28 protein-coding genes are annotated in these 25,428 nt (G+C 70.5%); 20 read left to right on the top strand and 8 right to left on the bottom strand.

Annotated features, from left to right (window positions below):
- Positions 1–29: 29 nt before the first annotated feature.
- From fusA to OHU34_RS17300, 4 genes are all read right to left on the bottom strand, one after another.
- Positions 30–2,156, bottom strand: coding sequence for an elongation factor G (gene fusA / locus OHU34_RS17285; protein WP_020132640.1), 2,127 nt, complete (start codon positions 2,154–2,156; stop codon positions 30–32).
- A 39-nt stretch (positions 2,157–2,195) separates the two neighbouring features.
- The gene (gene rpsG / locus OHU34_RS17290; RefSeq protein ID WP_020132641.1) at positions 2,196–2,666 is read right to left on the bottom strand and encodes a 30S ribosomal protein S7; all 471 of its coding nucleotides are present in this window, start codon (positions 2,664–2,666) and stop codon (positions 2,196–2,198) included.
- 3 nt (positions 2,667–2,669) lie between these two features.
- Positions 2,670–3,041 (bottom strand): 30S ribosomal protein S12, encoded by a 372-nt coding sequence (rpsL, locus tag OHU34_RS17295; RefSeq protein ID WP_003948652.1) that lies wholly within the window; start codon positions 3,039–3,041, stop codon positions 2,670–2,672.
- A gap of 257 nt (positions 3,042–3,298) precedes the next feature.
- On the bottom strand, positions 3,299–4,375 hold the full coding sequence (locus OHU34_RS17300; RefSeq protein ID WP_142265739.1) for a glycosyltransferase family 2 protein: 1,077 nt from the start codon (positions 4,373–4,375) through the stop codon (positions 3,299–3,301).
- Between the two features lie 140 nt (positions 4,376–4,515).
- On the opposite strand from OHU34_RS17300, the gene OHU34_RS17305 reads away from it, so the two are divergent.
- Positions 4,516–5,793 (top strand): hypothetical protein, encoded by a 1,278-nt coding sequence (locus OHU34_RS17305; protein ID WP_405767071.1) that lies wholly within the window; start codon positions 4,516–4,518, stop codon positions 5,791–5,793.
- A 62-nt stretch (positions 5,794–5,855) separates the two neighbouring features.
- Here OHU34_RS17305 and OHU34_RS17310 read toward each other — a convergent pair whose 3' ends face one another.
- The 3 genes from OHU34_RS17310 to OHU34_RS17320 form a co-directional block, all read right to left on the bottom strand.
- Positions 5,856–5,987 (bottom strand): hypothetical protein, encoded by a 132-nt coding sequence (locus tag OHU34_RS17310; RefSeq protein WP_268267474.1) that lies wholly within the window; start codon positions 5,985–5,987, stop codon positions 5,856–5,858.
- A 116-nt stretch (positions 5,988–6,103) separates the two neighbouring features.
- Positions 6,104–6,766: a hypothetical protein gene (locus OHU34_RS17315; protein WP_142265736.1), complete on the bottom strand. Its 663-nt coding sequence runs from the start codon at positions 6,764–6,766 to the stop codon at positions 6,104–6,106.
- Complete coding sequence (locus tag OHU34_RS17320) at positions 6,759–7,088, bottom strand: WhiB family transcriptional regulator (protein ID WP_230194899.1); 330 nt, start codon at positions 7,086–7,088, stop codon at positions 6,759–6,761. Before OHU34_RS17320 ends, OHU34_RS17315 begins: the two co-directional genes overlap by 8 nt.
- Positions 7,089–7,311: 223 nt before the next feature.
- On the opposite strand from OHU34_RS17320, the gene OHU34_RS17325 reads away from it, so the two are divergent.
- The 5 genes from OHU34_RS17325 to OHU34_RS17345 all read left to right on the top strand — a co-directional run bounded on the left by OHU34_RS17325 (position 7,312) and on the right by OHU34_RS17345 (position 10,513).
- On the top strand, positions 7,312–7,803 hold the full coding sequence (locus OHU34_RS17325; protein WP_020132647.1) for a helix-turn-helix transcriptional regulator: 492 nt from the start codon (positions 7,312–7,314) through the stop codon (positions 7,801–7,803).
- 534 nt (positions 7,804–8,337) lie between these two features.
- On the top strand, positions 8,338–8,751 hold the full coding sequence (locus OHU34_RS17330; protein WP_142265735.1) for a hypothetical protein: 414 nt from the start codon (positions 8,338–8,340) through the stop codon (positions 8,749–8,751).
- 239 nt (positions 8,752–8,990) lie between these two features.
- Positions 8,991–9,593: a hypothetical protein gene (locus OHU34_RS17335; RefSeq protein WP_020132649.1), complete on the top strand. Its 603-nt coding sequence runs from the start codon at positions 8,991–8,993 to the stop codon at positions 9,591–9,593.
- 108 nt (positions 9,594–9,701) lie between these two features.
- Positions 9,702–9,992: a hypothetical protein gene (locus OHU34_RS17340; protein ID WP_142265734.1), complete on the top strand. Its 291-nt coding sequence runs from the start codon at positions 9,702–9,704 to the stop codon at positions 9,990–9,992.
- A gap of 116 nt (positions 9,993–10,108) precedes the next feature.
- Positions 10,109–10,513, top strand: coding sequence for a hypothetical protein (locus OHU34_RS17345; protein WP_405767073.1), 405 nt, complete (start codon positions 10,109–10,111; stop codon positions 10,511–10,513).
- Positions 10,514–10,604: 91 nt separating this feature from the next.
- Here OHU34_RS17345 and OHU34_RS17350 read toward each other — a convergent pair whose 3' ends face one another.
- Entirely contained in the window at positions 10,605–11,807 is a 1,203-nt protein-coding gene (locus OHU34_RS17350) for a hypothetical protein (protein ID WP_405767075.1), read from the bottom strand.
- Positions 11,808–12,067: 260 nt separating this feature from the next.
- Between OHU34_RS17350 and OHU34_RS17355 the strand changes: the two genes are divergently transcribed.
- From OHU34_RS17355 to OHU34_RS17420, 14 genes are all read left to right on the top strand, one after another.
- On the top strand, positions 12,068–12,283 hold the full coding sequence (locus OHU34_RS17355) for a hypothetical protein (protein ID WP_054238772.1): 216 nt from the start codon (positions 12,068–12,070) through the stop codon (positions 12,281–12,283).
- Positions 12,284–12,326: 43 nt separating this feature from the next.
- Complete coding sequence (locus tag OHU34_RS17360; protein ID WP_230194901.1) at positions 12,327–12,755, top strand: DUF3592 domain-containing protein; 429 nt, start codon at positions 12,327–12,329, stop codon at positions 12,753–12,755.
- A gap of 80 nt (positions 12,756–12,835) precedes the next feature.
- Positions 12,836–13,522, top strand: coding sequence for a hypothetical protein (locus OHU34_RS17365; protein ID WP_142265731.1), 687 nt, complete (start codon positions 12,836–12,838; stop codon positions 13,520–13,522).
- A gap of 18 nt (positions 13,523–13,540) precedes the next feature.
- Positions 13,541–14,734, top strand: coding sequence for a phage tail protein (locus tag OHU34_RS17370; protein WP_142265730.1), 1,194 nt, complete (start codon positions 13,541–13,543; stop codon positions 14,732–14,734).
- A complete protein-coding gene (locus OHU34_RS17375; RefSeq protein ID WP_405767078.1) occupies positions 14,731–16,020 on the top strand; it encodes a tape-measure protein in 1,290 nt (429 codons plus the stop codon). Before OHU34_RS17370 ends, OHU34_RS17375 begins: the two co-directional genes overlap by 4 nt.
- A 129-nt stretch (positions 16,021–16,149) precedes the next feature.
- Complete coding sequence (locus OHU34_RS17380) at positions 16,150–17,070, top strand: phage distal tail protein (protein ID WP_142265728.1); 921 nt, start codon at positions 16,150–16,152, stop codon at positions 17,068–17,070.
- Between the two features lie 4 nt (positions 17,071–17,074).
- A complete protein-coding gene (locus tag OHU34_RS17385) occupies positions 17,075–18,391 on the top strand; it encodes a hypothetical protein (RefSeq protein ID WP_142265727.1) in 1,317 nt (438 codons plus the stop codon).
- A 73-nt stretch (positions 18,392–18,464) separates the two neighbouring features.
- Positions 18,465–19,679 carry a hypothetical protein gene (locus tag OHU34_RS17390; RefSeq protein ID WP_142265726.1) on the top strand — a complete coding sequence of 405 codons (1,215 nt, stop codon included), beginning with the start codon at positions 18,465–18,467 and terminating at the stop codon, positions 19,677–19,679.
- A 14-nt stretch (positions 19,680–19,693) separates the two neighbouring features.
- Positions 19,694–20,881 (top strand): hypothetical protein, encoded by a 1,188-nt coding sequence (locus OHU34_RS17395; RefSeq protein WP_142265725.1) that lies wholly within the window; start codon positions 19,694–19,696, stop codon positions 20,879–20,881.
- Positions 20,882–20,924: 43 nt separating this feature from the next.
- Complete coding sequence (locus OHU34_RS17400) at positions 20,925–21,947, top strand: hypothetical protein (RefSeq protein WP_142265724.1); 1,023 nt, start codon at positions 20,925–20,927, stop codon at positions 21,945–21,947.
- 36 nt (positions 21,948–21,983) lie between these two features.
- Positions 21,984–23,129: a hypothetical protein gene (locus OHU34_RS17405; protein WP_142265723.1), complete on the top strand. Its 1,146-nt coding sequence runs from the start codon at positions 21,984–21,986 to the stop codon at positions 23,127–23,129.
- A complete protein-coding gene (locus tag OHU34_RS17410) occupies positions 23,129–23,869 on the top strand; it encodes a hypothetical protein (RefSeq protein ID WP_142265722.1) in 741 nt (246 codons plus the stop codon). Before OHU34_RS17405 ends, OHU34_RS17410 begins: the two co-directional genes overlap by 1 nt.
- A 30-nt stretch (positions 23,870–23,899) precedes the next feature.
- Positions 23,900–24,412, top strand: a complete 513-nt coding sequence (locus tag OHU34_RS17415; protein WP_405767083.1) for an ATP-binding protein — start codon at positions 23,900–23,902, stop codon at positions 24,410–24,412.
- A 101-nt stretch (positions 24,413–24,513) separates the two neighbouring features.
- Positions 24,514–25,419 (top strand): peptidoglycan-binding protein, encoded by a 906-nt coding sequence (locus OHU34_RS17420; RefSeq protein WP_405767086.1) that lies wholly within the window; start codon positions 24,514–24,516, stop codon positions 25,417–25,419.
- The last annotated feature ends 9 nt before the right edge of the window (positions 25,420–25,428 follow it).

Raw genomic sequence — 25,428 nt, forward strand, 5'->3', positions numbered from 1 at the left:
TCAAGCCTACGGCGTGTAAACCGAGTGTGTTACTCGCCCTTGGCCTTCGCGATGATCTCCTCGGCGACGTTCCGCGGAACCTCGGCGTAGGAGTCGAACTGCATCGAGTAGCTTGCGCGACCCGACGTCTTGCTGCGGAGGTCGCCGACGTAGCCGAACATCTCCGACAGGGGCACCAGGCCCTTGACGACGCGGGCACCGGCCCGCTCCTCCATGGCCTGGATCTGACCACGGCGGGAGTTGATGTCGCCGATGACCTCGCCCATGTAGTCCTCGGGCGTGGTGACCTCGACGGCCATCATCGGCTCGAGCAGCACGGGGCTGGCCTTGCGCGCGGCCTCCTTGAAGGCCTGCGAACCGGCGATCTTGAACGCGAGCTCGGAGGAGTCCACCTCGTGGTAGCCACCGTCGAGCAGGATCACGCGCACACCGGTCATCTCGTAACCGGCGAGGATGCCGAACTGCATGGCCTCCTGCGCACCGGCGTCGACCGAAGGGATGTACTCCTTCGGGATACGACCACCGGTCACCTTGTTCACGAACTCGTACGAGGCGTCGCCGCCCTCGATCGGCTCGATCGCGATCTGCACCTTCGCGAACTGGCCGGTACCGCCAGTCTGCTTCTTGTGCGTGTAGTCGACCCGGTCGACCGCCTTGCGAATGGTCTCGCGGTAGGCGACCTGCGGCTTGCCGACGTTGGCCTCGACCTTGAACTCACGGCGCATACGGTCGACCAGCACCTCGAGGTGCAGCTCGCCCATGCCACCGATGATGGTCTGGCCGGTCTCCTCGTCCGAGTGGACCTGGAACGACGGGTCCTCTTCGGCCAGGCGCTGGATCGCGATGCCCAGCTTCTCCTGGTCGCCCTTCGACTTGGGCTCGATGGCGACCTGGATGACCGGAGCCGGGAAGTCCATGGACTCCAGGATCACGGGCTGCTTGTCGTCGCACAGCGTCTCGCCGGTCGTGGTCTGCTTCAGACCCATGACGGCGACGATGTCGCCGGCGCCGACCGACGCGATCTCCTCACGCTTGTTCGCGTGCATGCGGTAGATCTTGCCGATGCGCTCCTTCTTGCCCTTGACGGAGTTCAGCACGGCGGTGCCGGACTCCAGGCGGCCCGAGTAAACCCGGACGAAGGTGAGCTTGCCGAGGTGCGGGTCGCTCATGATCTTGAACGCCAGCGCCGACAGCGGCTCGTCGTCGGACGGCTTGCGCTTGACGATCTCCTCCGGGTCCTTGACGTCGTGGCCCTCGATGGCCTCGACGTCCAGGGGGGAGGGGAGGTAGCGCACGACCGCGTCGAGCAGGGGCTGAACGCCCTTGTTCTTGAACGCGGTGCCACAGAACACCGGGGTGACCGTGGTGTCGTTGGACTTGCCGGACGCGATGGTGATGCGACGGATCGCGGCGTACAGCTGCTCCACGGAAGGCTCCTGGCCCTCCAGGTACAGCTCCATGATCTCGTCGTCGTTCTCGGCGACGGTCTCGACGAGCTTGCCGCGGTACTCCTCGGCAGCCTCGGTGTGGGTGGCCGGGATGTCGACGACGTCGTACATCTCGCCCTTCTCCGCCTCGGCGGACCACACGAAGGCCTTCATCGTGACCAGGTCGACGACGCCCTTGAAGTCGGCCTCGGCACCGATCGGCAGCTGCATGACGATCGGCTGCGCGCCGAGGCGGCTGCTGATCATGTCGACGCAACGGTGGAACTCGGCACCGGTCCGGTCGAGCTTGTTGACGAAGCAGATGCGCGGGACGCCGTAGCGGTCCGCCTGACGCCAAACGGTCTCGGACTGGGGCTCGACACCCGCGACGCCGTCGAACACCGTCACGGCACCGTCGAGCACGCGCAGCGAACGCTCCACCTCGACGGTGAAGTCGACGTGGCCCGGGGTGTCGATGATGTTGATGGTGTGGTCGACATCGGCAAGCGGCCAGTGACAGGTGGTGGCAGCAGAGGTGATCGTGATGCCACGCTCCTGCTCCTGCTCCATCCAGTCCATCGTGGCGGCGCCGTCGTGGACCTCACCGATCTTGTAGGAGACGCCGGTGTAGAACAGGATCCGCTCGGTGGTGGTCGTCTTGCCCGCGTCGATGTGGGCCATGATCCCGATGTTGCGGACCTTGGCCAGGTCAAGTGAAGTGGTAGCCATAAGGCTTTCGTCTTCTCTCGGTCTCGATGTGGGTAGCGACTACCAGCGGTAGTGCGCGAAGGCCTTGTTGGACTCGGCCATCTTGTGGGTGTCCTCGCGCTTCTTCACAGCGGCGCCGAGGCCGTTGGACGCGTCGAGAAGCTCGTTGAGGAGGCGCTCGGTCATGGTCTTCTCGCGACGGGCGCGGGAGTAACCGACGAGCCAGCGCAGCGCCAGGGTGCTCGCGCGACCCGGCTTGACCTCGATCGGGACCTGGTAGGTCGCGCCACCGACACGGCGGGACTTGACCTCGATGGTCGGCTTGATGTTCTCGAGAGCGCGCTTCAGCGTGATGACCGGGTCGTTGCCGGTCTTCTCGCGCAGGCCCTCCATGGCGCCGTAGACGATGCGCTCGGCGGTGGAGCGCTTGCCGTTCAGCAGCACCTTGTTGATGAGCGACGTGACAAGAGGAGAACCGTAGACCGGGTCGATGATGACCGGGCGCTTCGGGGCAGGGCCCTTACGAGGCATTGTTTACTTCTCCTTCTTGGCGCCGTAGCGGCTGCGGGCCTGCTTGCGGTTCTTGACACCCTGGGTGTCAAGCGAACCGCGGATGATCTTGTAGCGAACACCGGGCAGGTCCTTCACACGGCCACCACGCACGAGCACGATGGAGTGCTCCTGCAGGTTGTGTCCCTCACCCGGAATGTAAGCAGTGACCTCGATACCGCTGGTCAGACGCACACGCGCGACCTTACGCAGGGCCGAGTTCGGCTTCTTCGGGGTGGTCGTGAACACACGCGTGCAGACGCCGCGACGCTGGGGCGAACCCTCGAGTGCGGGCGTCTTGTTCTTCTCGACCTTGTCCTGCCGGCCCTTCCGGACCAGCTGCTGGATCGTAGGCACTACTTCTCCGGTTTCTGTGTGCCGAATGGTGAAGCTAACCTGGAACTTCGCCGACCCACGCGGTCGGGTGTGTCGGATCCGGCGGACTTCCGCCGCGAGGCAGGAAGAGGCGCAGATCACGGTGGCCGCTAGCTAGGCCCCGTGTGCGGTTGAAGACACGCACGAGGGCCAGGGCACACCCCAGGCACAAGGTCTGAGCGTACCTAGCGCATTCACTCCGGTCAAAACAGAAACCCCGCCCCCGACACGCCGGACGTCTACGAGCGCCGCCCCAGCCCCTGTGATACCGGCGCCGCAGGGTCCGCGGAACCTCCCGGAGGCGACGCCGGGGACGGCACGGTCGGGTCGCCGCCGGCCCGGAACGGCCCCTTCGCGGCGTCCGCCCCCGTGTCGTGACCGATGAAGTACGTCGGACGGTTCTGCACGGCCGTGTAGATGCGGCCGACGTACTCCCCCAGCAGACCCACGCAGACCAGTTGGACCGCGCCGATGAACAGCACGCCGATGAAGAGGGACGTCCAGCCGGGGACCGTGTGCTGGAAGGCGTGGGCGCTCAGGGTGTAGATCATCAGGGCCAGGCAGACCAGGAACGCGAAGCCGCCCAGCCAGGTGGCGATGCGCAGGGGCGCCGCCGAGAAGCCCGTGACGCTGTCGACGGCCAGCCGGATCATCCGGCCGAGGGGGTACTTGCTCTGGCCCGCCGGCCGCGGGGCCCGCTCGTAGCGGACCTCGCCGCTGGGGAAACCCAGCCAGGGCACCAGGAGGCGGTAGACCCGCTGCTGGTCCGGCAGGGCCTTCAGGGCGTCCACCGCGGCCCGGCTCAGCAGCCGGAAGTCACCGGCCTGGGCCGGCACCGACGGCCCGGCGAGCCGGCGGACGAGCCGGTAGTACAGGCCCGCCGTCCACCGCTTGAAGCCGGTGTCGCTGGCCCGGTCGGCACGGATGCCGTAGACGATGTCGAGGCCCTCGGTGCGGGCCAGCGCGAGCATCTCGGGAATCTTCTCGGGCGGGTCCTGGAGGTCGGCGTCGATACTGACGACGTACGCGCCGTGTGCCCGGTCCAGGCCCGCGGTGAGGGCGGCCTGGTGGCCGGAGTTGCGGCGCAGGCCGATGACCCGCAGTTCCGGCCAGCCGAGCCGGAAGGCGGCCAGCAGCTCGGCCGTGCGGTCGGTGCTGCCGTCGTCGACCGCGACCACCTCGTAGCCGACGCCGAGATCCGCCAGGACCGGGCGCAACCGGCTGACCAGCGCGGGAAGAACCTCTTCCTCGTTGTACATGGGTATGACGACCGACAAGACGGTCGCCGTGGCCGTGGTGTTCGGCGCTTCGGTCACCCGTCCTCCCCCAACCTGTGGCGCACATGTGCGACTCTGTTGCGATCTTATGACCACACTCTTATGACCACACTTCACGATCATCCGGACAACCGTGCCGCCCCTGGTGTCCGGCGATCGGCCGAGGGGGGACCCCAGCGATGAGCACGGCTTCCAACGACACGGCGACGGACCCCGCCGTGCCCGACGGGCCGGTGGAGCGCTCGCCGAGACTGCGCCGCCTCACTCTGCCGGACGGTGTACGACCGTACCTCGCTCCGCTGCTCCTCTACGGCGTCACGAAGCTCGTCGGCCTGACCGTGTTCGCCTGGCTGCTGGAGTCGGCCGACGAATACCAGAAGAAGAACCCGCGTTTCGGCGGCGGCGCCCACTGGTGGGACGTCCTGGCCACCTGGGACGGCTGGTGGTACCTCCAGGTCGCCGAGAAGGGGTACGACCCCCGCCCGCTGGAGCAGCTCGCCCCGGGCGGGCTGTTCACCGTCAAGCAGAACTCGGTCGCCTTCTTCCCGCTCTACCCGGGCCTGATCCGGGGCGTCTCCGAGATCACCGGGCTGGGGCTGTACGGCTCCGGGATCCTGGTCTCGGTACTCGCCTCCTTCGTCGCGGCCGCCGGCATCTACGCCGTGGTCTCGACGCTCGCCGGGGTGCGGGCGGGCACGATCGCGGCCGGGCTGTGGGCGGTGGCACCCGGCGCGGGCGTGGAATGGGCGGTCTACTCGGAGTCGCTCTTCGTCGCGATCGCCGCCTGGTGCTGCTACTGCGTGATGAAGCGGCGGTGGGTCGCGGCGGGGTTGCTCGCCTTCGTGGCCGGGCTCAACCGTCCGACCTCCGCCGCGCTCATCGGCGCGGTCGGACTGGCCGCGATCGTCGCCCTGGCCCGGCGGGAGAGCAGGCGCGAGCACGGGATCTCGGGGCCCCTGTACGCGATGTTCGCCGCGCCGCTCGGCCTGCTCACCTACGTCACCTGGGTCGGCCTCGGCATGGGCGACCTCACCGCGTACTTCACGCTCCAGCGGGAGGGCTGGGCGCACTACTTCGACTTCGGCTCCTACACCCTCGACGTGCTGGGCAACACGGCGATCGGTCGCCACAACTACCTGTTCGCGTTCTCGGTCCCCGACCTCCTCGGTGTCCAACTGGTGCTGGCGCTGCCCTTCCTGATCGCGCTGATGCTCCGAAAGAAGCCGCCGCTGGTGCTGGTCGCGTACACCCTGGCGAGCGTGATCACCGTGCTGGGCACCCAGCAGATGTTCGGCAACACGGGGCGCTACCTGCTGCCGGTCTTCCCGCTGCTGCTGGCCCCGGCGGCGGCACTGAGCCGGCTGAAGTGGCCGAGCCTGGCGGTGTTCTTCGGGACGGCGGCCCTCGCGTCGGGGTGGTACGCGCACTACGTGATCTTCGAGTTGGGCATTCCGTAGTCCCGGTGCGGTGATCCGTGCGATGACCCGTGCAGTGCCCCGGTGCGGTGAAGGGCCGGAGGTCACCGGGCCCGGCGGGTGGCGCGTTCGGCGGCGAACACGTCCTCCAGCCGGAAGAGCTGGGCCCGCCCCGCCTTGCCGGCCGGTTCGAGATGCCCCAGCTGGACCCACTTGCGAATGGTGGCGGGGGCCACACCGACCTCCTGGGCCGCGAGAGGACCGGGAATCAGGGTCGGTCGCCCGGCGGTGCGCCGGTCGGGGGTGCGTCGATCCGCGGTGTGTCGGTCGGCTGTGTGTCGGTCGGCTGTGCTCATGCGCGCGCCCACTCCCCCTCGTCCCAGGTGTGCCGGTAGGCCGGGTCGTCGTGGCAGCCGCAGTCCGGTTCCGGGCAGCGGCAGGCCGGATTGACGCAGAGGACGGCCGCGCGGTCGGGGAACGCGCGCAGGGAGACGGAGTCGCACCAGGGGCAGCGGCCGGCGACCCGGACGACGGTCTCGGTGTCGCCCAGCGCGCGGGCGCAGCGGCGGGCCATCCGGCGGGTCTCGTCGCGCACATGCGTGGCCAGGACGGTGTCGGCGGCCACGCGGTCGAGGAGGGACGCGATCCGGCGCAGCCTCTCGGGCACGGAGGCGCGGCGCGGACGGGGCAGTCCGAGCCGGTCGCGTACCGCCTCCTCCAGTTCGAGCACGCCGTCGGTGATGTCACGGATCGCGTCGGAGACATGCAGGCGCAGCGGGGCCGCGCCGTGACCGGGCGCCACGAGGCCGTGCCGCTGCCGGAGCAGCAACTGCTCCTCGCGCTCCTCGCGCAGGCGGTCGCCGAGATCGGCGGGAGGCCGCGACGCGGCGGGGCGCCCGGCGGGGGTCGTGCGGCCGGGGACCAGTTCCGTGGACAGCTCGGGGAACTGCTGGAGAAGGGTGCCGATCCAGAGGGCGGCCTGGGCGGTGGGGCGGTCCTGGCAGCCGTCAGCCACGGGTTCCTCCCTGGGCCGGGAGGTGGGCGAGGCCGACGGCCGGTGCCGCGGCCGGTGCCGGCGGGAGGAGATGCGCGGGTACGGGGACCGGGCGGCCGGAGCGCCAGAGCCGGCCGCCGCAGACGCCGTCGAACCAGTTGTCGGCCGGCGCCACCGCCTCCTCGCAGGCCCGCCGCACGCGGCAGCCGGAGCAGGCCCGGAGCGCGGGGGCGGCGATCTTGGCCTTCTTGGAGAAGACGACCCGCGGGGAGAGCCCGGTACAGGCGGCCGCGGACTGCCATCCGGGGGCTGATGGGCAGGAACTCGTTTCGGGCATGGACATGGGACCCCCCTGGGTTCGTGAACGAGCCGTACTGGGTGAACGCCCTTCAGACTTACAGATTGCGTGCGCGCCCGCAACGAAATTCAGGCGGGCCGGGGCTCGCGACGTCCCCCGAATCTCCACGAACCGCACAAACTTTCCTCAGTGCTTGCTCGAGAGCACGTAATTCCGCGCGCGCAAGCAAGCTAAACTCTTGCCCACCCCCGAAGGAAGAGAGAAAGACATGACCAACCAGGGCTTGGACGCATTCGCCGCGTGGGTCGAAGACCTCATGCGCGAACGCGGCTACGACATCGACAGTCCACGCGGCGGCGGCAAGTCGAGAATCGCGGACGAGGCCGGCGTGCACCGCGCCGCGGTCACCCGTCTGCTCCAGCGGCAGAGCATGCCGGACCTGGAGACCACCCGCAGGCTCGCCCGCGTGCTCGGGGTGCCGGTCCGCGACATGCTCATCCGCTCCGGCCGGCTGACCGCGGAGGAACTGGCCGACCCGCACGACTACCTGGCCTCGCCCGCGCCCAGCGCGGATTTCGGCCGCCGCCCCACGCTGGAAGAGGTCGCCGACCTGCTGGGCGTGCCCGCCGACCGGCGCGAGATGTTCGTCAGGGTGGTGGAGCAGTTCCTGCCGAGCGAGGCCGAGGCCGAGGTGACGCAGGTGCGTGAGGACCGGCGGGTCCTGGTGGAGACGGCCGCGGCCGCACCCACCGCCGACTGACCGAGCCGAACCACCGGTACATGCCGCACCGGTACATGCCGCACCGGTCGCATGCCGTACCGGTTGCATGCCATACCGGTTGCGATGCCGTGCCGGATCCGATCGAGGGGCACCCGTGGGCCGACGGGGGCTCCGGTCGACGGCGCTCGGCTCGCCCGCGTCTCGGCCGACGCCGGCACTCGCCCATCCCATACGCCTGCACTGCCCCTTACGCCGCACGCCCGCATGCCCCCTTACGCGCTCGCACGCCCCTCCGGCTCTCCCCCTCCCCCCTCCCCCACCCGCCCCTCTCCCCCTCCTGGCCTGCGCTCCCGCCCCTCCCGTATCTCCTTTCCCATCTCCCTCGCCGTTTTAGTTGCGTGCGCGCACGCTCGTCTGTCACAGTTGGTGCAGCGGCGGAGCTGTGCCCGCGAGCCCCGAGTGGGCCGCACCCGCCGCCGTACGCCGGGCCGAGGCGCCGCGCGCCTCCCCTTCCCCGCCCCCGCGCGGCGCCCGCCCGGCGACTTCCCCTTCTTCACGGCGAGGTGACCCGGCATGACCACACCCACCCCACCGAGCGCCTTCCCGGACGTCGAGGCCCTGGTCGTCGACATCCTGGAGGCCGACTCGGCGCTCTCCACGGCGCTCGTCGCCGTCGAACCGCCCGCGAACTTCGACGGCACGACCGCCGCCGTCCTGGTCAACCGGCGCGGCGGCGCGTGGATCGGCGAGCTGCACGTCGACCAGCCCCTGATCGAGCTGGAGGTGTACGGCCCGACCAAGCAGGCCGCGCACGTCCTGGCCAACTCCGCCCGCCGCGCGCTGCTGGCCGCGGCCGGCAAGCGGTACGGCACGAACCTCATCACCGAGGTGGAGGAGCAGGACGGCCCGCGCTGGCTGCCCGACTACCTCTACTCCGCGGCAAACCGCTACGTCGGCGTGCTCAAGGTGTTCCTGGACGTCCACTGAGGCATCCGCCGAGACGTCCACCGGCCCGTCCACCGGGCCGTCCACCGAGACACCCGCCGGACCTCCGCCGACGCACCCCGCGCGGGCGGTTCCCGCTCCGCGCCCCACCGACCGAAGGCCCCGCCGTCCACACGGCGGGGCCTTCGCCGTACCCGGAGCGCTTGTCCACCGGGCGACGGCACCCAGCACCACCGCACCACTCCACACCCCGTCACACCCCTCTATAAGGAGACCCACCCATGGCAGGAACCAACTCCTCCGAGATCCGCATCGCAGGCGTCGGCCGGCTCTACGTCGCCGCCGCCGACACCAAGGTTCCGACGACCTTCTCCACCGACCCGTCCACCGACTGGGCCACCGGTTGGAAGAACCTCGGCTTCACCTCCGGTGAGGGCGTCACCTTCAGCAAGAAGGACAAGCTGGAGCCGGTCGACGTGTGGCAGGCCGTGAGCCCGGTGCACTTCGTGTACTCGGACCGCGATCTGACCCTGAAGTTCTCGCTGATGCAGTTCAACGAGGACACGCTGCCGTTCTTCATGGGCGGCGGCGCGGTCGAGGCGGTCACCGGCTCGACCGGCGTCTACAAGTACGAGATCGCCGACCGCCCGTACGCCGACGTGCGCGCCCTCGGCCTGGAGTTCACGGACGTCCGTGCCTCCGACGGCGCCACGGTGACCTACCGCTTCGGTGTTCCGCGCGGCCAGGTCACGGCGGCGGACGACATCAAGCTGGCCCGCAAGTCGGCGGCCCAGCTCGGCATCACCTACACGGCGATGGCCGCCGCCGACGGTTCGGCGCTGGCCAGCTTCGTGATGAAGGACGCCGCGTACGCCGCGTCCTGACCCACCGGGGCGGGGCGGGTCGACCCGCCCCGCCCCGGACCAACACCGCTTCTCCGCACACCCAAGGCCCAAGGCCCACGACCCCAGACCCAAGGAGTACCCATCGCCATGGCCCGTTTCGACGTCAACGCCGCCCGCGCCCAGCGCCTCGAAGCCCTCGGCCGTACCTGGTCGTTCGAGCTGGACGACGAGAGCTTCACCCTGCCCACGGAGCTGACCCGCGCCACCGCGAAGGCGCTGCGCGGGCTCGACGACAACGACGTGGACGGGCTGCTCGAGCTGCTCATGGGCGAGCAGCAGTTCGCCCGCTTCGAGCGGCACGAGGTCACCATGCAGGACATCGCAGCGATCCTGGAGGCCTACGGCAAGGAGACCGGGCTCGGCCTGGGGGAAGGCTGAGCCTCGTCGGGTTCGTCGATGAACACGCCGAGGCCCTCGAAGCGGACCTGCTCCGCTATTACGGGATCGATCTGCTCGACTGGCACCGTGAGCGCCTCTCCGCGCGGAGGCTCGCGGTGCTCGTCAAGCAGTTGCCGCGCGACAGCGCGCTGAACCGCGAACTGCACGGCGAGGCCGCCGAGTGGTCGGTGACCGACCATCTGCTGGCCGCCGTCGTGGACCATCTGGCGGCCGCCAACTGGATGTTCGCCTGCGTCAACTCGGAGGAGGGGGACCAGCCGGACGCCCCTGCTCCGGTGCCGCGTCCGACGGAACCGGACGAGAACGGCACCCACGGCGCGGGCGACGCGTACGAGGAGCGGAAGGACCACGTAGTGCACGAGGAGTACGAGGGAGTCGGCGAGCGTTCCGGGGGCGTCGGGCGGCCGGCTCCAGGGTCGGTTCCCACGGCGGACGGGTCACGGGGACCCGTGCCGGACGAGGCGCCGTCGGCGTTCCAACTGGCCCGTTTCTTCGGTTGATCCGCCCGGTCGCCCGGCCGCCCGGCCGCCCGGTTTCCCCGTTTCCCGGTCGCCCGTCGGACGGTCGGTCATGGCGTGCCCGTCGGCTCCTTCAGTGGGAGCTCGACGGGCCGTTCTGCTCGTCCCGGCGCCGGCCGCCGGCCCGACCCTCCAGTTCGTCCGCGAGGGCCCTGGCTCTGTCCGAAAGCAGGCGGGGCCGGGGTTCGTCGCGCACGCCCTGCGGCTCGACCGGTGCGTCGACCGGCTCGACCGGTTCCGGCCGCTCGACGTCGTCCGTCTGCTCGGACCGCTCAGCCCGCTCAGGCGGCTCGGGCGGCTCGGGCTGCTCAGTCCGTTCGGGACGCTCCCGCGGTGGCCGTTCCGCGGTCCCGGCGCCGTCCGGCCTGCGTGCCCTCTCCCGACCGGCGGCTCCGATCTCGCCGGGCAGGGCCAGTGGGGGCACGCTCGGCCGGCCGTTGCGCCGGACCACCGGCCGCCGGTCGGAGGGCATGACGCGCTTCCCCCGCACCTCACGTGCGGAGAGCAGGATGTCCCCCTCGGCACCCGAGCCGACCTCGGCCCCACCGGCCGCGCCCGCACCGCCGGCCTCGTCCTCGACGTCCCCGTCCGCCTCGTGCGGCCCGCCGGCCGGGCTGCTCGCGCTCGTCGGCGCGGTCGGGCTCGTCGGCCCGACAACGTTGGCCGCGTCCGGATCGCCGTACGGAGCCTCCGCGCTCCCGTCCGTCTCCGCTGCCGGGGAAGGCGACGGCACCGGGGTTGCGTCCGCCACCGAACGTTCCCGTTCGCCGCGTTCCTCCACGCGCGTCCACGCGGAGGGCGGGCGCAGCAGTTCGACATAGGGAAGCGGGATGACCTCGCCGCCGCGCTCGTGCTCGTGCTCCCCCTCGGCCCGTCGGGCCCGGTGGGGACGGTGTCCGGTGCGGGCGTCCTCCTGGCCCTGGAGGTAGGCGGCGGTGATCCGCTCCTCGTACGCGCGGCGGATCGCGGGCAGCTGTTCGTCGACCACGTCGGCCCAGCCCGCGCTGTACGCGGCCAGTTCCCGCCGGTCGAGTTCGCTGCGGGGAAGGACCACCAGGTCGTCCGGTTCATGGCCGAGCAGGAGGACCAGCTCCGAGACGCGGGCGATGAGATGCGGCAGATCGGAGGCCTGTTCGAGCCAATCGATCACATGCTCGCGCCGCACGTTGCTCGCGTCCCCGTCCACCCCGTAGGCCTTGCCCTCGTCCCCTGAGCCCCATCGCGCCCCCGCGCGAGGACGGCTGCCCGTCGCCGTCCACCGTCGTCTGGCGGTCACTCAGTTCCCTTGCGGAGTGCCGCTGTTCACCTTTTCGTATCCGACGGGAGAACGGCCGGATCCTACTCCACGAACCTGGGCGGCACTTCGGCCGCACCCGGCATTACCGCAGGTCCCGACCGCTGAACGACGGATGCTCCTCGCCAAACACGGAACGACACCACAGGATTACTCGTACACTAGTTCGAACACGCGTTTCGAACGCCCCAGAGGCGCCACCTGTACCACAGCCCAGCGGACAGACCGGAAAGCAGGCCGACATGGTGACTGGCACGAGCAACTCCCCGAAGCAGCCGATCGACACCTACACCCGCCTCGCCCACCTCCTGCACACCACGCCCCCCGACCGCGAGGCCCTGCTCGACCGGGTGTACGAGGAACTGCTCGCCCGGGAGTCCCGCGCCTACGCGGCCGGCTGGTCGGACGCCCTGACGGAGGCGGGGCGCTCCCGGCATCCCCGTCGAGGCCGGTCCTGAAGACCGCCGGAACTGTGGCCCCCCCGGCGAGTACGGTCCCGGCATGACGATCGAGCAGCTGGGCGGCAGCTTTGTCGCCGCCGCCACCGGCACCCTCTGCATACTGATGGCGGTCCAGGTCATGAGCCGATGCCGCCTGCGGTTGCGCGGAGTCAGAACGACCGCGGAACTGGTCCGCTTCCGCGAGGCGATGGAGGAGGACGGTCACGAGCTCTACTACGCCGTGGTGACCTTCGCACTGCCCGACGGCAGCGAGGTGACGGCGGAGGCGAGCGAAGCCGTCCGCCATCTGCCCCGCGGCATACAGGAGGGCGACCTCACCGAGATCCTCTACGACCCGGCGGCACCGAGCGTCTTCACTCTTCCCTCTCTCCTGCCGGGGCGGCTCAGAACGACCGAGATCCTCTCGCTGTGCGCCGGCTGCCTCGGCCTGGCCGCCACCACATGGCTGATCCTCGCGGATACGTTCTGAGAACACACCCGCACACCCGCCCCATCCGAAGAGGGCCCGGCTCCGGCAGCCGGGCCCTTTCTGCTGTCCAGGGAGGACGCATGGCCAATCGAGATCTCGCAACTCTCGACGGGGACCTGAAAACAGCCGAGAACGACATCAAGGAAATCAAGAAGGAGCTGGGGTCCACGCCCTCGGGAAACCCCAGACCCGTTCTGCAGCGGATCACCGATCTGGAGCAGTTGACCAATCCGGCCGCTGTGAAACTCAAGAACGATGTCGCAACCCATAGCGCCGAAATTCAGAAGTTGCAGGAAAAGATAAAAGCAACCCGCTGGATGATCATCGGCGGCGTCGCCGCGCTTCAGCTTGTCAAATTTGACATGCAGCTCCTTAAGGTCGACATCACCTTCATCAAGGAATGGAAACTGAAGGACGTCATCCAGGATTTCAAGACCGCGAAGGCCCGTGCGAAAGCACTGTTCAGCGCACAGGCCAAGGCGGCCCTGGCTGCGGATAAGCAGCGAAAGGCTGACGAAAAAACACTCAAGGAAGAATTCGAGAAAACCCTCAAAAAACTACCGGATCGGGTCGACAAGATCGAGGATGTCCTGAAAAGGGCACGCGACACGACACGCGACGCCCGGAACAACCGAGATGGGCTCCCCAAGAACCACAAGGGAATCGAAGCCAAGGAACCTCGGATCGGCCCCGTCACGAAGGACGTCGGCAAATTGCGCGACGCCGTGGACGCACTCACCTCCGCGCTCGACGGCCTGGGCACCTGACCAACGAATTGAGGGAACATGTCTCTCGTACAGTCGCTGAAGAGAACCTCCAGCGCTCTTGCGGACTTCAAGGGAAAGTCCACGGCCGCCGGCGCGGCCGCCAAGGAAATCGGCGACAAGGCTCGCACCGCGGACTCCGGCCTCAAAAATCTCAAGTCGTCCGCCCAGAGCTCCAGTAGCGAGCTCAAGAACCTCAAGACCGCCTCCGACCAAGCCGAGAAGTCGCTCGGCAAGGCCGGGAAGACCGGGTCCAGCGCCGGCACGAACCTCGGCAAGTACGAAACCGGGGCGGGCAAGGCGGCCAAGGGCCAGGACAAGATGAACAAGTCGATGAAGGGCAACTTCTTCGGCATGCTCATGGACCTGCTCGCACCGCTCATCGAGAAGGTCGTCGAAATGGCGACCAAGTCGAAGACCATGCAGAAGGTCCTCAAGACCGCCTTCGGCGTCATCAAGTCCGTGATCAGCACGGTCATGAAGGCCATCGGGCCGATCATGAAGAACGCCGCCAAGCTGATCAAGTCGGTCTGGGACGGCATCAAGAAGGCGATCTCGGCCGTCGTCAAGGCCGTCGCCACGGTGATCAAGACCTACGTCGCCATCTGGAAGAAGGTCATCACCACCGCGCTGAACGCGATCAAGACGGTCGTCTCCGGCGTCTGGAAGGGCATCAAGGCCGTCATCTCGCCGGTCGTCAACTGGGTCAAGTCCGCGATCCCCAACGCCTTCAAGGCCGTCAAGGACAAGCTGTCCAGCATCTGGGGCGGCCTCAAGGGCATCGCGGGCCGCGCCTTCGACGGCATCAAGGGCGCGGTGAAGGGCCCGATCAACGCGGTCATCGGCATCATCAACCGCGCGATCGGAGCCCTCAACGGCATCAAGGTGTCGATCCCGGGCTGGGTCCCGGGCGTCGGCGGCAAGACCTTCGGCGTCAGCCTCCCCAGGATCCCGATGCTGGCCACCGGCGGTGTCGTCATGCCCCGCTCCGGCGGTGTCCCCGCGATCCTCGCCGAGGCCGGTGAGGCGGAGGCCGTCCTGCCGCTGAGCAAGCTGGACCGGCTGCTGCGGCGGGCGGCGGCACAGGGTTCGGCGTACGCCGGGACGAGCGGTGCGGGCGGCGCGCTGCACATCGAGCACTACTACGCGGCCGAGAGCAGCAGCCCGCAGCGGACCGCCGACGCCTTGATGTTCCTGGCGAAGGCACGCGGATGAGTACCGCCGCGCTGCCTGCGGGAGGCGGGGCGGCCGGCCTGTTCGCCGGGGTGGCACCGGCACTCCAGGCCTTCCGGTCCCGGCTCGGACAGAACACCGCCACGGCGCGTTCTCTGGTCGGCCGGATCAGGAGCGCCGCCACCGGCGTCGACGCCGTCCGTTCCGCCGCTTCCCAGGGCGCCACCGCCGTACGTCAGGTCAAGACCGGCGCCGACGCCGCGAGCCGCTCCGTCGCCAAGACCGGACAGACCGCCACCACCGCCGCCTCCGGCATCAAGTCGGCCGGCACCCGGGCCAAGGGCGCCGGCAAGTCGCTCGGCACCCTGAACTCCGCGTTCGGCGGTGTCCTCGCCATCGTCGGTGCGCTGATCGAGGCCTCCGGCGTGCTCGGCAACCTGATGGGCGCCTTCGGCACCGCCATGACCATCGGCTCCGGCGTGATGCTGGTCATCAACGCCCTCACCCGCGCCAACCCCATCGGGTTCGTCACCGGTCTCCTCCTGCCCGTCGCCGGCTGGCTGATCGATCTCGCGCTGAACTCCGAGACCGGGCAACGGCTGATGGAGCAGCTCGCCACCCTCGTACTGAAGTACGTCGAGGGCTATCTGACCGTCATGACGCCGCTGCTCAAGGCCATCGCGAGCGCGGTGAACACGTACGTCACCGGATACCTGGCCGTCATCACCACCGCGCTCACCGTCATCGGCACGCTCCTCGGTACCGGCTTCGCCGTCATGAAGGCGCTGACCACCGGGGACACCCGGGCGCTCAGCGGCAAGGTGTCGTCGGTCTGGCGGGGGTTCAAGGACGCGGTGCGGCCGGCGCTGGAGTGGATCACCAGGGACGTCCCCCGGATGTTCACCCGGATCAAGGAGGCCACCTCCCGCACCCTCGACGCGATGGGCAGGTTCGTGACGACCGGCACCCAGACCGTCGCCGGTGTGGTCAAGGGGCCGATCCAGGGACTCATCGCCTTCGCCAACTGGGTCATCGACGGGCTCAACTCCCTGAGTTTCTCGATCCTCGGCAAGAAGTTCGGCATCCACCTGGACAAGATCCCGATGCTCGCGGAGGGCGGCATCGCCGTCCCCGGCGCCTCCCGGGGCGCGGGCCGGGTGCTGCCGCTGACCACCCTGGAGCGGCAGCGCGTGCTCGCCCGGCGACGCCGGGCATCGACGTCCCAGCCGCCCCACCGGGTCAAGGAGTTCCACGAGAGCGCGCGCACGGGCGCCCGCGGCACCGCGGAGGACCTGCTCTTCCTGGCCGCGGCCCACGCATGCGCCTGAACCCGCGGCCCACTCGTGCACCTGAACCCGCATGCGAACCCGCATCCGGGCACGCACCCGGACGCGCAGTCGCCCCGCCCGCACCAGCTCGCCCACAAGCCCGTACACAAGGAGTGAGGTGACGGCCCGATGGCCGAGATCACGACAACCGCATACACAGACGATGTGGCCCCCGGCTCACTCATCACCCGCGACGGGCAGATGCAGTGGGCCGGACTGCTGATGGGTCCCGGCACCTCCTACGAGATCGACCGCGGCGGCCTCAGCGGCTGGGAGGACCTGCCGGAGTACGACTCCTCCGACGCCGACCACCCCACCGCGCACGGCGCCTGGCCGGGCGCCCGCTACGCCAAGCCGCGCAAGGTCGGCGGCACGGTGTGGACCGTCCCGGCGCAGGACGACGCCGCCTCCTCGCTCACCGCCACCCGTGTCCTGCGCCAGGCGCTGCTGCTCGGCGACACGGAGCGCTGGCTCGCGGTGCGGCTGCACGGCGAGACGCTGGCCGTACGGGCCCGGGTCAGCCAGCGGGTGCTGGCCGCCGACCGGACGTACACCACGCAGGGCGTCTCCCGGGCGTCCGTGCAGTGGTACGCCACCGACCCGCGGCGCTACTCGGTCACCGAGCAGAGTGCCGTCACCGGTGCCCCGCAGCCGGAGAGCGGTCTGACCTGGCCGCTGACCTGGCCGCTGTACTGGGGGCAGGCGGCCTCCACCGGGGACGTCAACGCCGACAACGGCGGCTCCGCACCCACCCATCCGGTGATCACCTTCACCGGCCCGTGCGCCAACCCGACGGTGACCGACCGGACTTCGGCGCAGCGGCTGCGCTACGAGATCGCACTGGCCGCGGGCGACGAGCTCGTCGTCGACACCGCCGCCGGCACGGTCACCCTCAACAGCACCGCCTCGCGCCGGCACACCGCCGCCGCGGACAGCAGCCCCGAGGAACTCTTCGCGTTCGCCCCCGGCCGCGCCCAGCTGGCCTTCCGACCCGACACCTACGGCTCCGGCGCCCAGATGACGGTGCGCTGGCGAGAAGCGGAGTGGTGACCCCATGACCGTGCGAGCCGCCTGGCTCACGGAGACCGGCCAGACCCGGGAGGACACCCGGGTCACCCTGTCCGGACTCCTCACCCCGAACGCCCTGGTCACGGAGAACATCCCGCTCAAGGCCCGCGGCGGTATCGTCCCCGGCGGCTTCGCGCTCAGCGGCGCCACCGGGGGCATGACCCTCACGATCGGCACCGGCCGCGCCTTCGTCCAGGGCGGCCGGACCAACCAGGGCACCTACGCCGTGGCGGTGACCGAACCCGAGAGCCTGACGATCGAGGACGGCGACCCCGCGCACCAGCGGATCGACCTGGTCGAACTCGTCGTCCAGGACAGCACCTACGACGGCACCGCGGACACCGTGGCACGCGTCCGCCTGGTCAAGGGCACCCCCGCGGCCACGCCCCAGCAGCCGGTCGGTCCCGACGGCAGCACCCTGCCGCTCTACCGGATCCTGGTGCCCGCCGGGGCGTCGGCCGGCTCCGGCGGACTGGCCTGGGACTCCGCCGTCACCAACCTGCGCTACGCCACGGTGGCCCTCGGCGGGATCGTCCCCGCGGCCGGCTTCAGCGGCGCGTACGCCGGCCAGTACCGCGACAACGCCGGCGTCCTGGAGCGCTGGGACGGCACCGCCTGGGTCGCGTACCCCAAGGGCGTCGGCGGGATCCCACCGGCCGGCACCCTGACCGCGGGCAGCTACGCCGGCCAGTACCAGGAGGACCCCACCGGTCCGCTCCAGCGCTGGAACGGCAGTGCCTGGGTCGCGTACCCGAAGTCCATCGGCGGCATCGCCCCCGCCGGCACCGTCGCCACCGGTGGCTACCCCGGCCAGTACCGCGAGGACTCCGCCGGTCTGCTCCAGCGCTGGAACGGCTCGGCCTGGAGCTACGCGGAGGGCCGCACGACCCTGCTGCTCAGCGTCTCGCAGACCAGCATGCAGTCCGTGGCCCACAACACGTGGACGCAGATCACCATGGCGAGCACGGACGTGGACGACGCGGCCGGCTGGTCGGGGTCCAACACCTACACGGTGCCGAGGGCCGGCTGGTGGCGGGTGGCCGGCAACGTCACCTGGTACACGGAGTCCACCTCGGGTGCGCGCGGCGCACGGATCTACCTCAACGACAACGGAGTCGCACGCGCCACCTGGCTGATCGGCGCGGGCCCCGGGGCGACCTCGGTCGGCGGCAGCGCCCTGATCAGGTGCGCCGCCGGCGACAAGCTCGCGCTCTACGGGCTGCAGAGCTCCGGCTCGACCATCAGCACCCTCGGCGGCTCCGGCTACTACACCAACCTCAACGCCGAATGGCTCAGGTCCTGACGTGTCCTGACGGACCCTCACCTCACCCCCGTACCTCCGGAGTTCGCCTCCGAAGACCACAGGAGACCAGCAGATGAACCTGCGCAGCTCATGGGTGGCCGAGACCGGCCAGACCCGCGAGGACACCCGACTGACCCAGCTCGGCGCGACCACCCCGGCCAACCCGCTGGACGTCCGCTCCGGCATCCTGCCCGGCTCCTACGACGGCCAGTACCGCCTCTCGGGCTTCTGGATGGAGGGCGGCGCGGGCACCATGACGGCCACGGTCCACGAGGGCCGGGCCGTCGTCCAGGCCGACAGCAACCAGGGCGCCTACCCGGTCACGCTGGCCGAGCCGATCACCCTCACCTTCGCCGACGGCGACGCCTCCTACGGCCGGATCGACGTCGTCGTCCTCCGCGTCTACGACGACCTGTACGACGACTCGGGCTTCACCAAGGCCGCCGTCGAGATCGTCCGGGGCACGCCGGCGGCCACCCCCGTCGTGCCCGCCCTCCCGGAGATCGCGCTGCCGGTCTACCAGGTGGCCGTCCGGGCCGGCATCAGCGCCGGCAAGGGCGGGATCAACTGGAGCACCGACGTGACCGACCTGCGCACGCCCACCGTCGCGGTCGGCGGCATCCTGCCCGTCTACGGCGACACCGGAAACGGCGCCTACCCGGGCCAGTACCGCGACTCCGGCGGCGCACTCCAGCGCTGGGACGGCTCGGCCTGGGTGTCCTACCCCAGCGCCCTGGGCGGCATCGCCCCCTCCGGCACCGTCACCACGGCCAGTTACACCGGCCAGTACCGCGACACCCCCGCCGGGCTCCAGCGCTGGAACGGCACCGCCTGGGTGACGTACCAGCCGGTCCCGACCTGGACGAACTACACGCCGGTCTGGCGCTGCGAGACCGGCGTGGCGCCCACCCTCGGCAACGGCACGCTGGCCGGGGCGTACGTGAAGACGGGCACCGTCGTCACCTTCCGGATCTACCTCAAGATCGGTTCGACGACCAACCTGTCCGCCCAGTCCGCCGACGGTGACTGGACCTTCTCGCTGCCGGCCGCACCGGTCTCCACCGCCTGGAAGCTGGACGGCCGCGTGCTGAACGCGGAGGCCTTCGACGACTCCGCCGTCCTGATGTACCAGGGCAGCGGGCTCCTCGCGGTGGCCAACGGCGGAGTCGTCCGCTCGCTGCGCGACACCCTCAAGACCGGCACCAGCCCGTGGGACAAGTCCGCGCCGTTCACCTGGGCCGTCAACGACATCCTCTCCATCCACGGCACCTACGAGTCGGCCTCCTGACGAAAGGACACCCCATGACCGTACGTTCCGCCTGGCTGTCGGCCGACGGCCAGACCCGGGAGGACACCCGGGTCACCCAGATCGGGGCGGTCACCCCGGTCACCGACATCAAGGGACGCTCCGGGGTCCTGCCCGGCTCCGAGAACGGCCTGTACCGGGTCACCGGTCTCTGGCTGAGCGGCACCACCGGAGGCATGACCGCCACCGTCGGGGTCGGCCGCGCCGTCATCCAGACGTCCGTCGCCCGCGGCGCCTACCCGGTCGCCGTCACCGAACCGGTCCCGCTCACCTTCGACGCCGGCGACCCCCAGTTCGGCCGCGTCGACCTCGTCGTCCTGCGGATCTACGACGACGACTACGACGGCTCCGACCGCACCGAGGCCGCCGTCGAGATCGTCAAGGGCACCGCTGCCGCCACCCCGGTCGCCCCCGCCGCCCCGGACGCCTCCCTCGTGCTGTTCACCGTCGCCGTGGCCAAGAACGCCGGGGCGGGCAGCGGTGGAATCGACTGGGACAACGCCCGCGTCGATCTGCGCCCCACCACCGTCCCGCTCGGCGGCATCCTGCCGACCCGCTCCGACGACACCGCTCCCGGCGGCTACCCCGGCCACTACCGGGACATCAACGACACGCTCCAGCGCTGGAGTTCCACGGCCTGGGTGCCCTACCCCAAGGGCGTCGGCGGGCTCGTACCGGCCGGGGTGCTGACCACCGGCGGCTATGTCGGCCAGTATCGCGACTCCTCGCTCGGCCAGCTCCAGCGCTGGAACGGCAGCGCCTGGCAGCCGGCCGTCGCGGGGCCCGCCTTCGTGCAGTCGCTGGACGCCGGGACCACCGCCTCGACGACGTACACGGCCGCGCTCGCCTCCACCACCGTCACGGCGCTCACGCTGAGCTTCACCGCTCCGCCGTCCGGCTCCGTGATCATCGGCCTGGGCGCCCGGATGTCCTCGGGCGGCGAGACCGCGCAGGCGCACATGTCCCCGCAGGTCACGCTGGGCTCCACGGTGATCTGGGCGGCGGACGACGAGCGGGCCGCGTCCGGTTCGGGCGCCGTGTCCAAGTCGACGTCGACCCAGCTGCGCCTGAACTCCCTCACCGCCGGCTCGACCTACACCGTCACCGCGATGCACCGGTCGAGCAACGCGAGCTTCACCTGCGCGTTCGACAACATGTTCCTGCGCGTCGACCCGATCGCCTGAACCAGCCTCCCGCTCCCGCCCGTTCTCCCGAAAGGAGTCGACCATGCCCGTGCGCTCCGGATGGCTCTCCCCCGACGGCCAGTCCCGTGAGGACACCCGCCTCGTCTCGCTCGGCGCCCTGACCCCCACCTCGCCCGTCGCCACCCGCTCCGGTGTCCTGCCGGGCTCCTCCGACGGCGCCTCCCGCATCTCCGGCTTCACGCTCACCGGCACGGCGAACAGCATGTCCGCCACGGTCAGCCCCGGCCGTGCCGTGCTCCAGAGCACCGACGCCAGGGGCGCCTACCCGGTCGCCCTCACCGAGTACCTGCCCGTGACGTTCGCGGACGGCAACGCCCAGTACACCCGCATCGACCTGCTCGTCCTGCGGATCTACGACGACGCCTACGACGGCCTGGGCCGCACCGAGGCCGTCGTGGAGATCGTCCCGGGCACCCCGGCCGCGGCCCCGACGGTACCGGCGGCGCCCGGCCTGTCGCTTCCGCTGTACGAGGTCACCGTGCCGGCCAACGCGAGCGCGGGCACCGGCGGCATCGCCTGGGCCTCGGCGCTGCTCGGCCGCCGCACCGCCACGGTCGGCGTCGGCGGCATCCTCCCGGTGACCACGGACACCTCCAACGGCGCCTACCCCGGCCAGTACCGGGACCTGGGCGGCGTGATCCAGCGCTGGTCCGGCACCGCCTGGGCCGACTACCAGCCGCCGCTCGTCGTGGAGACGACCAACACCGGGGTCACCGCCCAGGGCAACTGGTCGCTGTCGTGGTTCGGTGCCCGCCGCACGCGCGGCGTGTGCTCGTTCACCGTCGGACTCACCCGCCTCACCAGCGCCCTCACCGCGACGGCCGCCGGCACCACCAACCCGGGCAACGTCGGCGACGAGCTGATCTGCACCCTCCCGGCCGGCTGGCGGCCGGTCGTCGAGAGCTACGCGTCCGCCAGCGACGGCTACGCCGACGGCGCCGTCCGGATCGCCGCCGACGGGTCGGTCCAGCTGATCACCTGGTCGACCAGCGGTGTCATCCAGGTCGGCAATGTCCTGCGCTTCTCCGCCTGCTTCGTGCTGTGAGCGCCGACCGACCCGGCCCTGGGAGCTGACCGCCGTATGTCCACGACCACCACCCCCTACCGCGCGATCTTCTGCGATCTGCGCACCGACGACACCATCGACATCCTGCCCCTGCGGGACGTCACCGTCGACGACTACATCGGCAAGGCCGGATCTCTCTCCGGCACCGTCCCCGTCCCCAACGCGCAGGTGGCCGCCCGCGTCCGCCGCATCGAGGAGGGCCGCACCGCGGTCTACCTCCAGCGCGGCAACGACCTGTGGTGGGGCGGCATCATCTGGACGTCCACCCTGCAGAGCGACGACCGGGGCGTACTCACCCTCGGCATCCAGGCGGCCACCTTCGAGTCGTACGCCGGCCGCCGCCGTATCCGCCAGGACCTCACGTTCTCCGGGAGCAACGACCAGCTGGAGGTGGCGCGACGGCTGTGGCGCCACCTCCAGACCGGCGAGCTCGTCGACGACGGCACGCCTCCGCCGCCGACCGGCGGCGACATCGGCGTCACCTTCGGGCAGGAGCTCTCCGGGGTGACGCGCGCGGTGTCGTACCGCGACGGCGACGAGACCGTCTACCTGGAGGCGATCGACGCCCTGGCCGCCCTGGAGAACGGATTCGAGCACTACATCGCCGTCTACCGCGACCCGGTCACCGGCACCCGGGTCCGCCGGCTGCGGCTGGGCAGCCCGAAGATCACCACCGGCAGCACCGACCTGGTGATGGACCGGCCCGGCACGATCCTGTCGTACACCTTCCCCCGCGACGCCACCCGCGGCGGGACCACCGCCCGCGCCCGCGGCGCCACGGACAACACCAACCAGGCCGTCGAGTCCCGTCCGCTGTTCGCCGACGCCGACATCCCCGACGGCGAAGACCTGATCAAGGTCGGCTATCCGCGGGTCGACCTCGCCTCGGACCACAACGACATCGCGAGCACGACGATCCTGCGGTCCCTGGCCAACGCCGAACTCGCCGAGGGCACCGGCGCCGTGGTGATCCCCGAGATCAGCGTCCGCCTCGACGACCTGGTGCCGTCCGCGCTGCTGGGCCGCACCGTCCGCCTCCGGATCACCGACGAGTGGTGGACCGAGGGCCTGGACGCCCGCTACCGGATCATCGGCGTCAAGGTCAGCCCGGCCCAGCGCGGCCGCCCCGACACCGCCGAGCTCTACCTGGAGGACGCCTGATGCCCCAGCTCCCCGAAGACATCATCGACCGGCTCACCCAGATGGAACGCCGCATCCAGCAGCTGTCCACCGCCGTCAACACCCGCCCCGCCCTCAACACGATCACCGGCGGCGAGGTGGAGATCAAGGACGGCACCCTGAAGGTCACCGACGGCGGCACCTTGCTCGTCCAGCGGCCCGGCAGCACCGACACGATGTTCCGGGTCGGCTCGTGGAAGGACGCCGAGTACGGCCTGGAGATCCACCGCCAGACCGGCAGCCTCGCCATGACCCTGTTCAACGGGGACGGCAGCGCCAACTCGCTCCAGCCGCTGCGGATCTACGACAACGGCAACCGGGAGATCTTCTCCGACGACGTCAACAGCGGCGGCCTGGCCCGGCCCTGGCTGGCCATGCTGCCCCCGCAGGACTCGGCGACGGCACGCTGGCCGCAGACCGCCTCGACGGCCTGGACGACGATCGCACTGTCGTACAACCCGGTCTGGCAGCCGAAGATGCGGCTGCGGCTGAGCACCGCGGCCAGTTCCGGCGCGGCCGGCCAGGTCCGGGTGCTGGTGAACAGCGCCCAGTGGGGTCCCACGGTCGCCGCGGGCACCGAGTTCGACTACACCGACCTGATCAGCGCCACCTTCTCCTCCGTGTACACCACCACGGTCAAGGTGGAGATCCAGGCCATCGTCACCAGCGCCTCCGGCACCGTCCACGCCACCCCGGTCCTCATGCACGGCCGCCAGAGCTGATCCCCGACACCACAGGAAGGCAGCGCGTCCATGGACATCGACCCCACCCAGCCCTGGGGCCTCGCGATCGACTACGCGGGCCGGGCCACCCTCACCGAGAGCGGCCACACGATCCACGTCAACGTCTCCGACACCAGCCTCAGCTCGATCATCGGCCCCGACTCGATCAGCGGGACCTACTCGCCGGTCAACGTCACGGCCCAGTTCACCGAGACCGGCGAGGGCGGCGCGGTCCTGCGCGGCACCGGCCGCATCACGATCATGCCCGTCGGCACGGACCCGGTCGTCCCCGACCCGACGGCCGTCCGGCGAGCGGTCGCCGAGGCCCTGACCGACTTCGCGACCAGCGCGACGGCCTACGTCGCCCTGTGCGCCCGCTGGCAGCCGGACGCCGGCACCGAGGACGGTGACGGCACCACCCCGGACACCGAGGCCGATCCCGAGACCGCCGCCGACACGGCCGCCGAGACAGGCACCGGCACCCCCACCGACGCCGACACCAGCACCAGCACCAGCACCGACGGCGACCCCGCCATGGTCTGAGGCCACCGCACCGGCACAAGGAACCACCCCCGCCGCCCCGAGCCGCTCCCCCGCCGGCCGGGGTTTTCTCATGCCCGAACACTCCCCAGGGAGGCACCACCATGGCCAACCCCCTCTCCGCCGACGCCCTCGTGTCCGCACTGCGGGCCGAGGGCGTCACCGTCGTCGAGCACTCCGGCTGGCGCACCAACAACCGCAACCACAAGGGCAGTTGGGGTCCGGTCAACGGAGTGATCGTGCACCACACCGTCACCTCCGGAACCGGCAACAGCGTGAGCCTGTGCTTCGACGGCCACTCCGCCCTGCCCGGCCCCCTGTGCCACGGCGTGATCGCCAAGGACGGCACGGTCCACCTCGTCGGCAACGGCCGCGCCAACCACGCGGGCAGCGGCGACGGCGATGTCCTGAAGGCCGTCATCGCCGAGAAGGCACTTCCCGCGCCGAACGAGAGAGACACCGACGGCAACGTCCACTTCTACGGCTTCGAGTGCGTCAACCTCGGCGACGGCAAGGACCCCTGGCCGGCGGTCCAGCTGGAAGCCATGGTCCGCGCCTCGGCCGCGCTGTGCCGAGCGCACGGCTGGTCGGCCGCCTCCGTGATCGGCCACAAGGAGTGGACCAGCACGAAGATCGACCCGCGCGGCTTCACCATGGCCGACTTCCGCGCCAGGGTCGCGACCCGGCTGGGCAAGCCGACCGCCCCGAGCACCGGCACCGGCACCGGCACCGGCACCGGCACCGGCACGAGCAAGCCGCAGTACCAACCCTTCCCCGGCGCCGCCTGGTTCCGGAAGAACCCGAAGTCGGCGATCGTCACCGCGCTGGGCAAGCGCCTGGTCGCCGTCGGCTGCTCCGCCTACACCTCCGGCCCCGGCCCGCAGTGGACCGAAGCCGACCGGCTCTCCTACGCCAAGTGGCAGCGCAAGCTCGGCTACACCGGCTCCTCCGCCGACGGCTGGCCGGGCGCCAAGTCCTGGGCGGCGCTGAAGGTCCCCCACAGCTCCTGAGAATCGAGG

Origin of the sequence: Streptomyces sp. NBC_00080 (assembly GCF_045041255.1) — a bacterium.
Classification (GTDB): domain Bacteria; phylum Actinomycetota; class Actinomycetes; order Streptomycetales; family Streptomycetaceae; genus Streptomyces; species Streptomyces coriariae.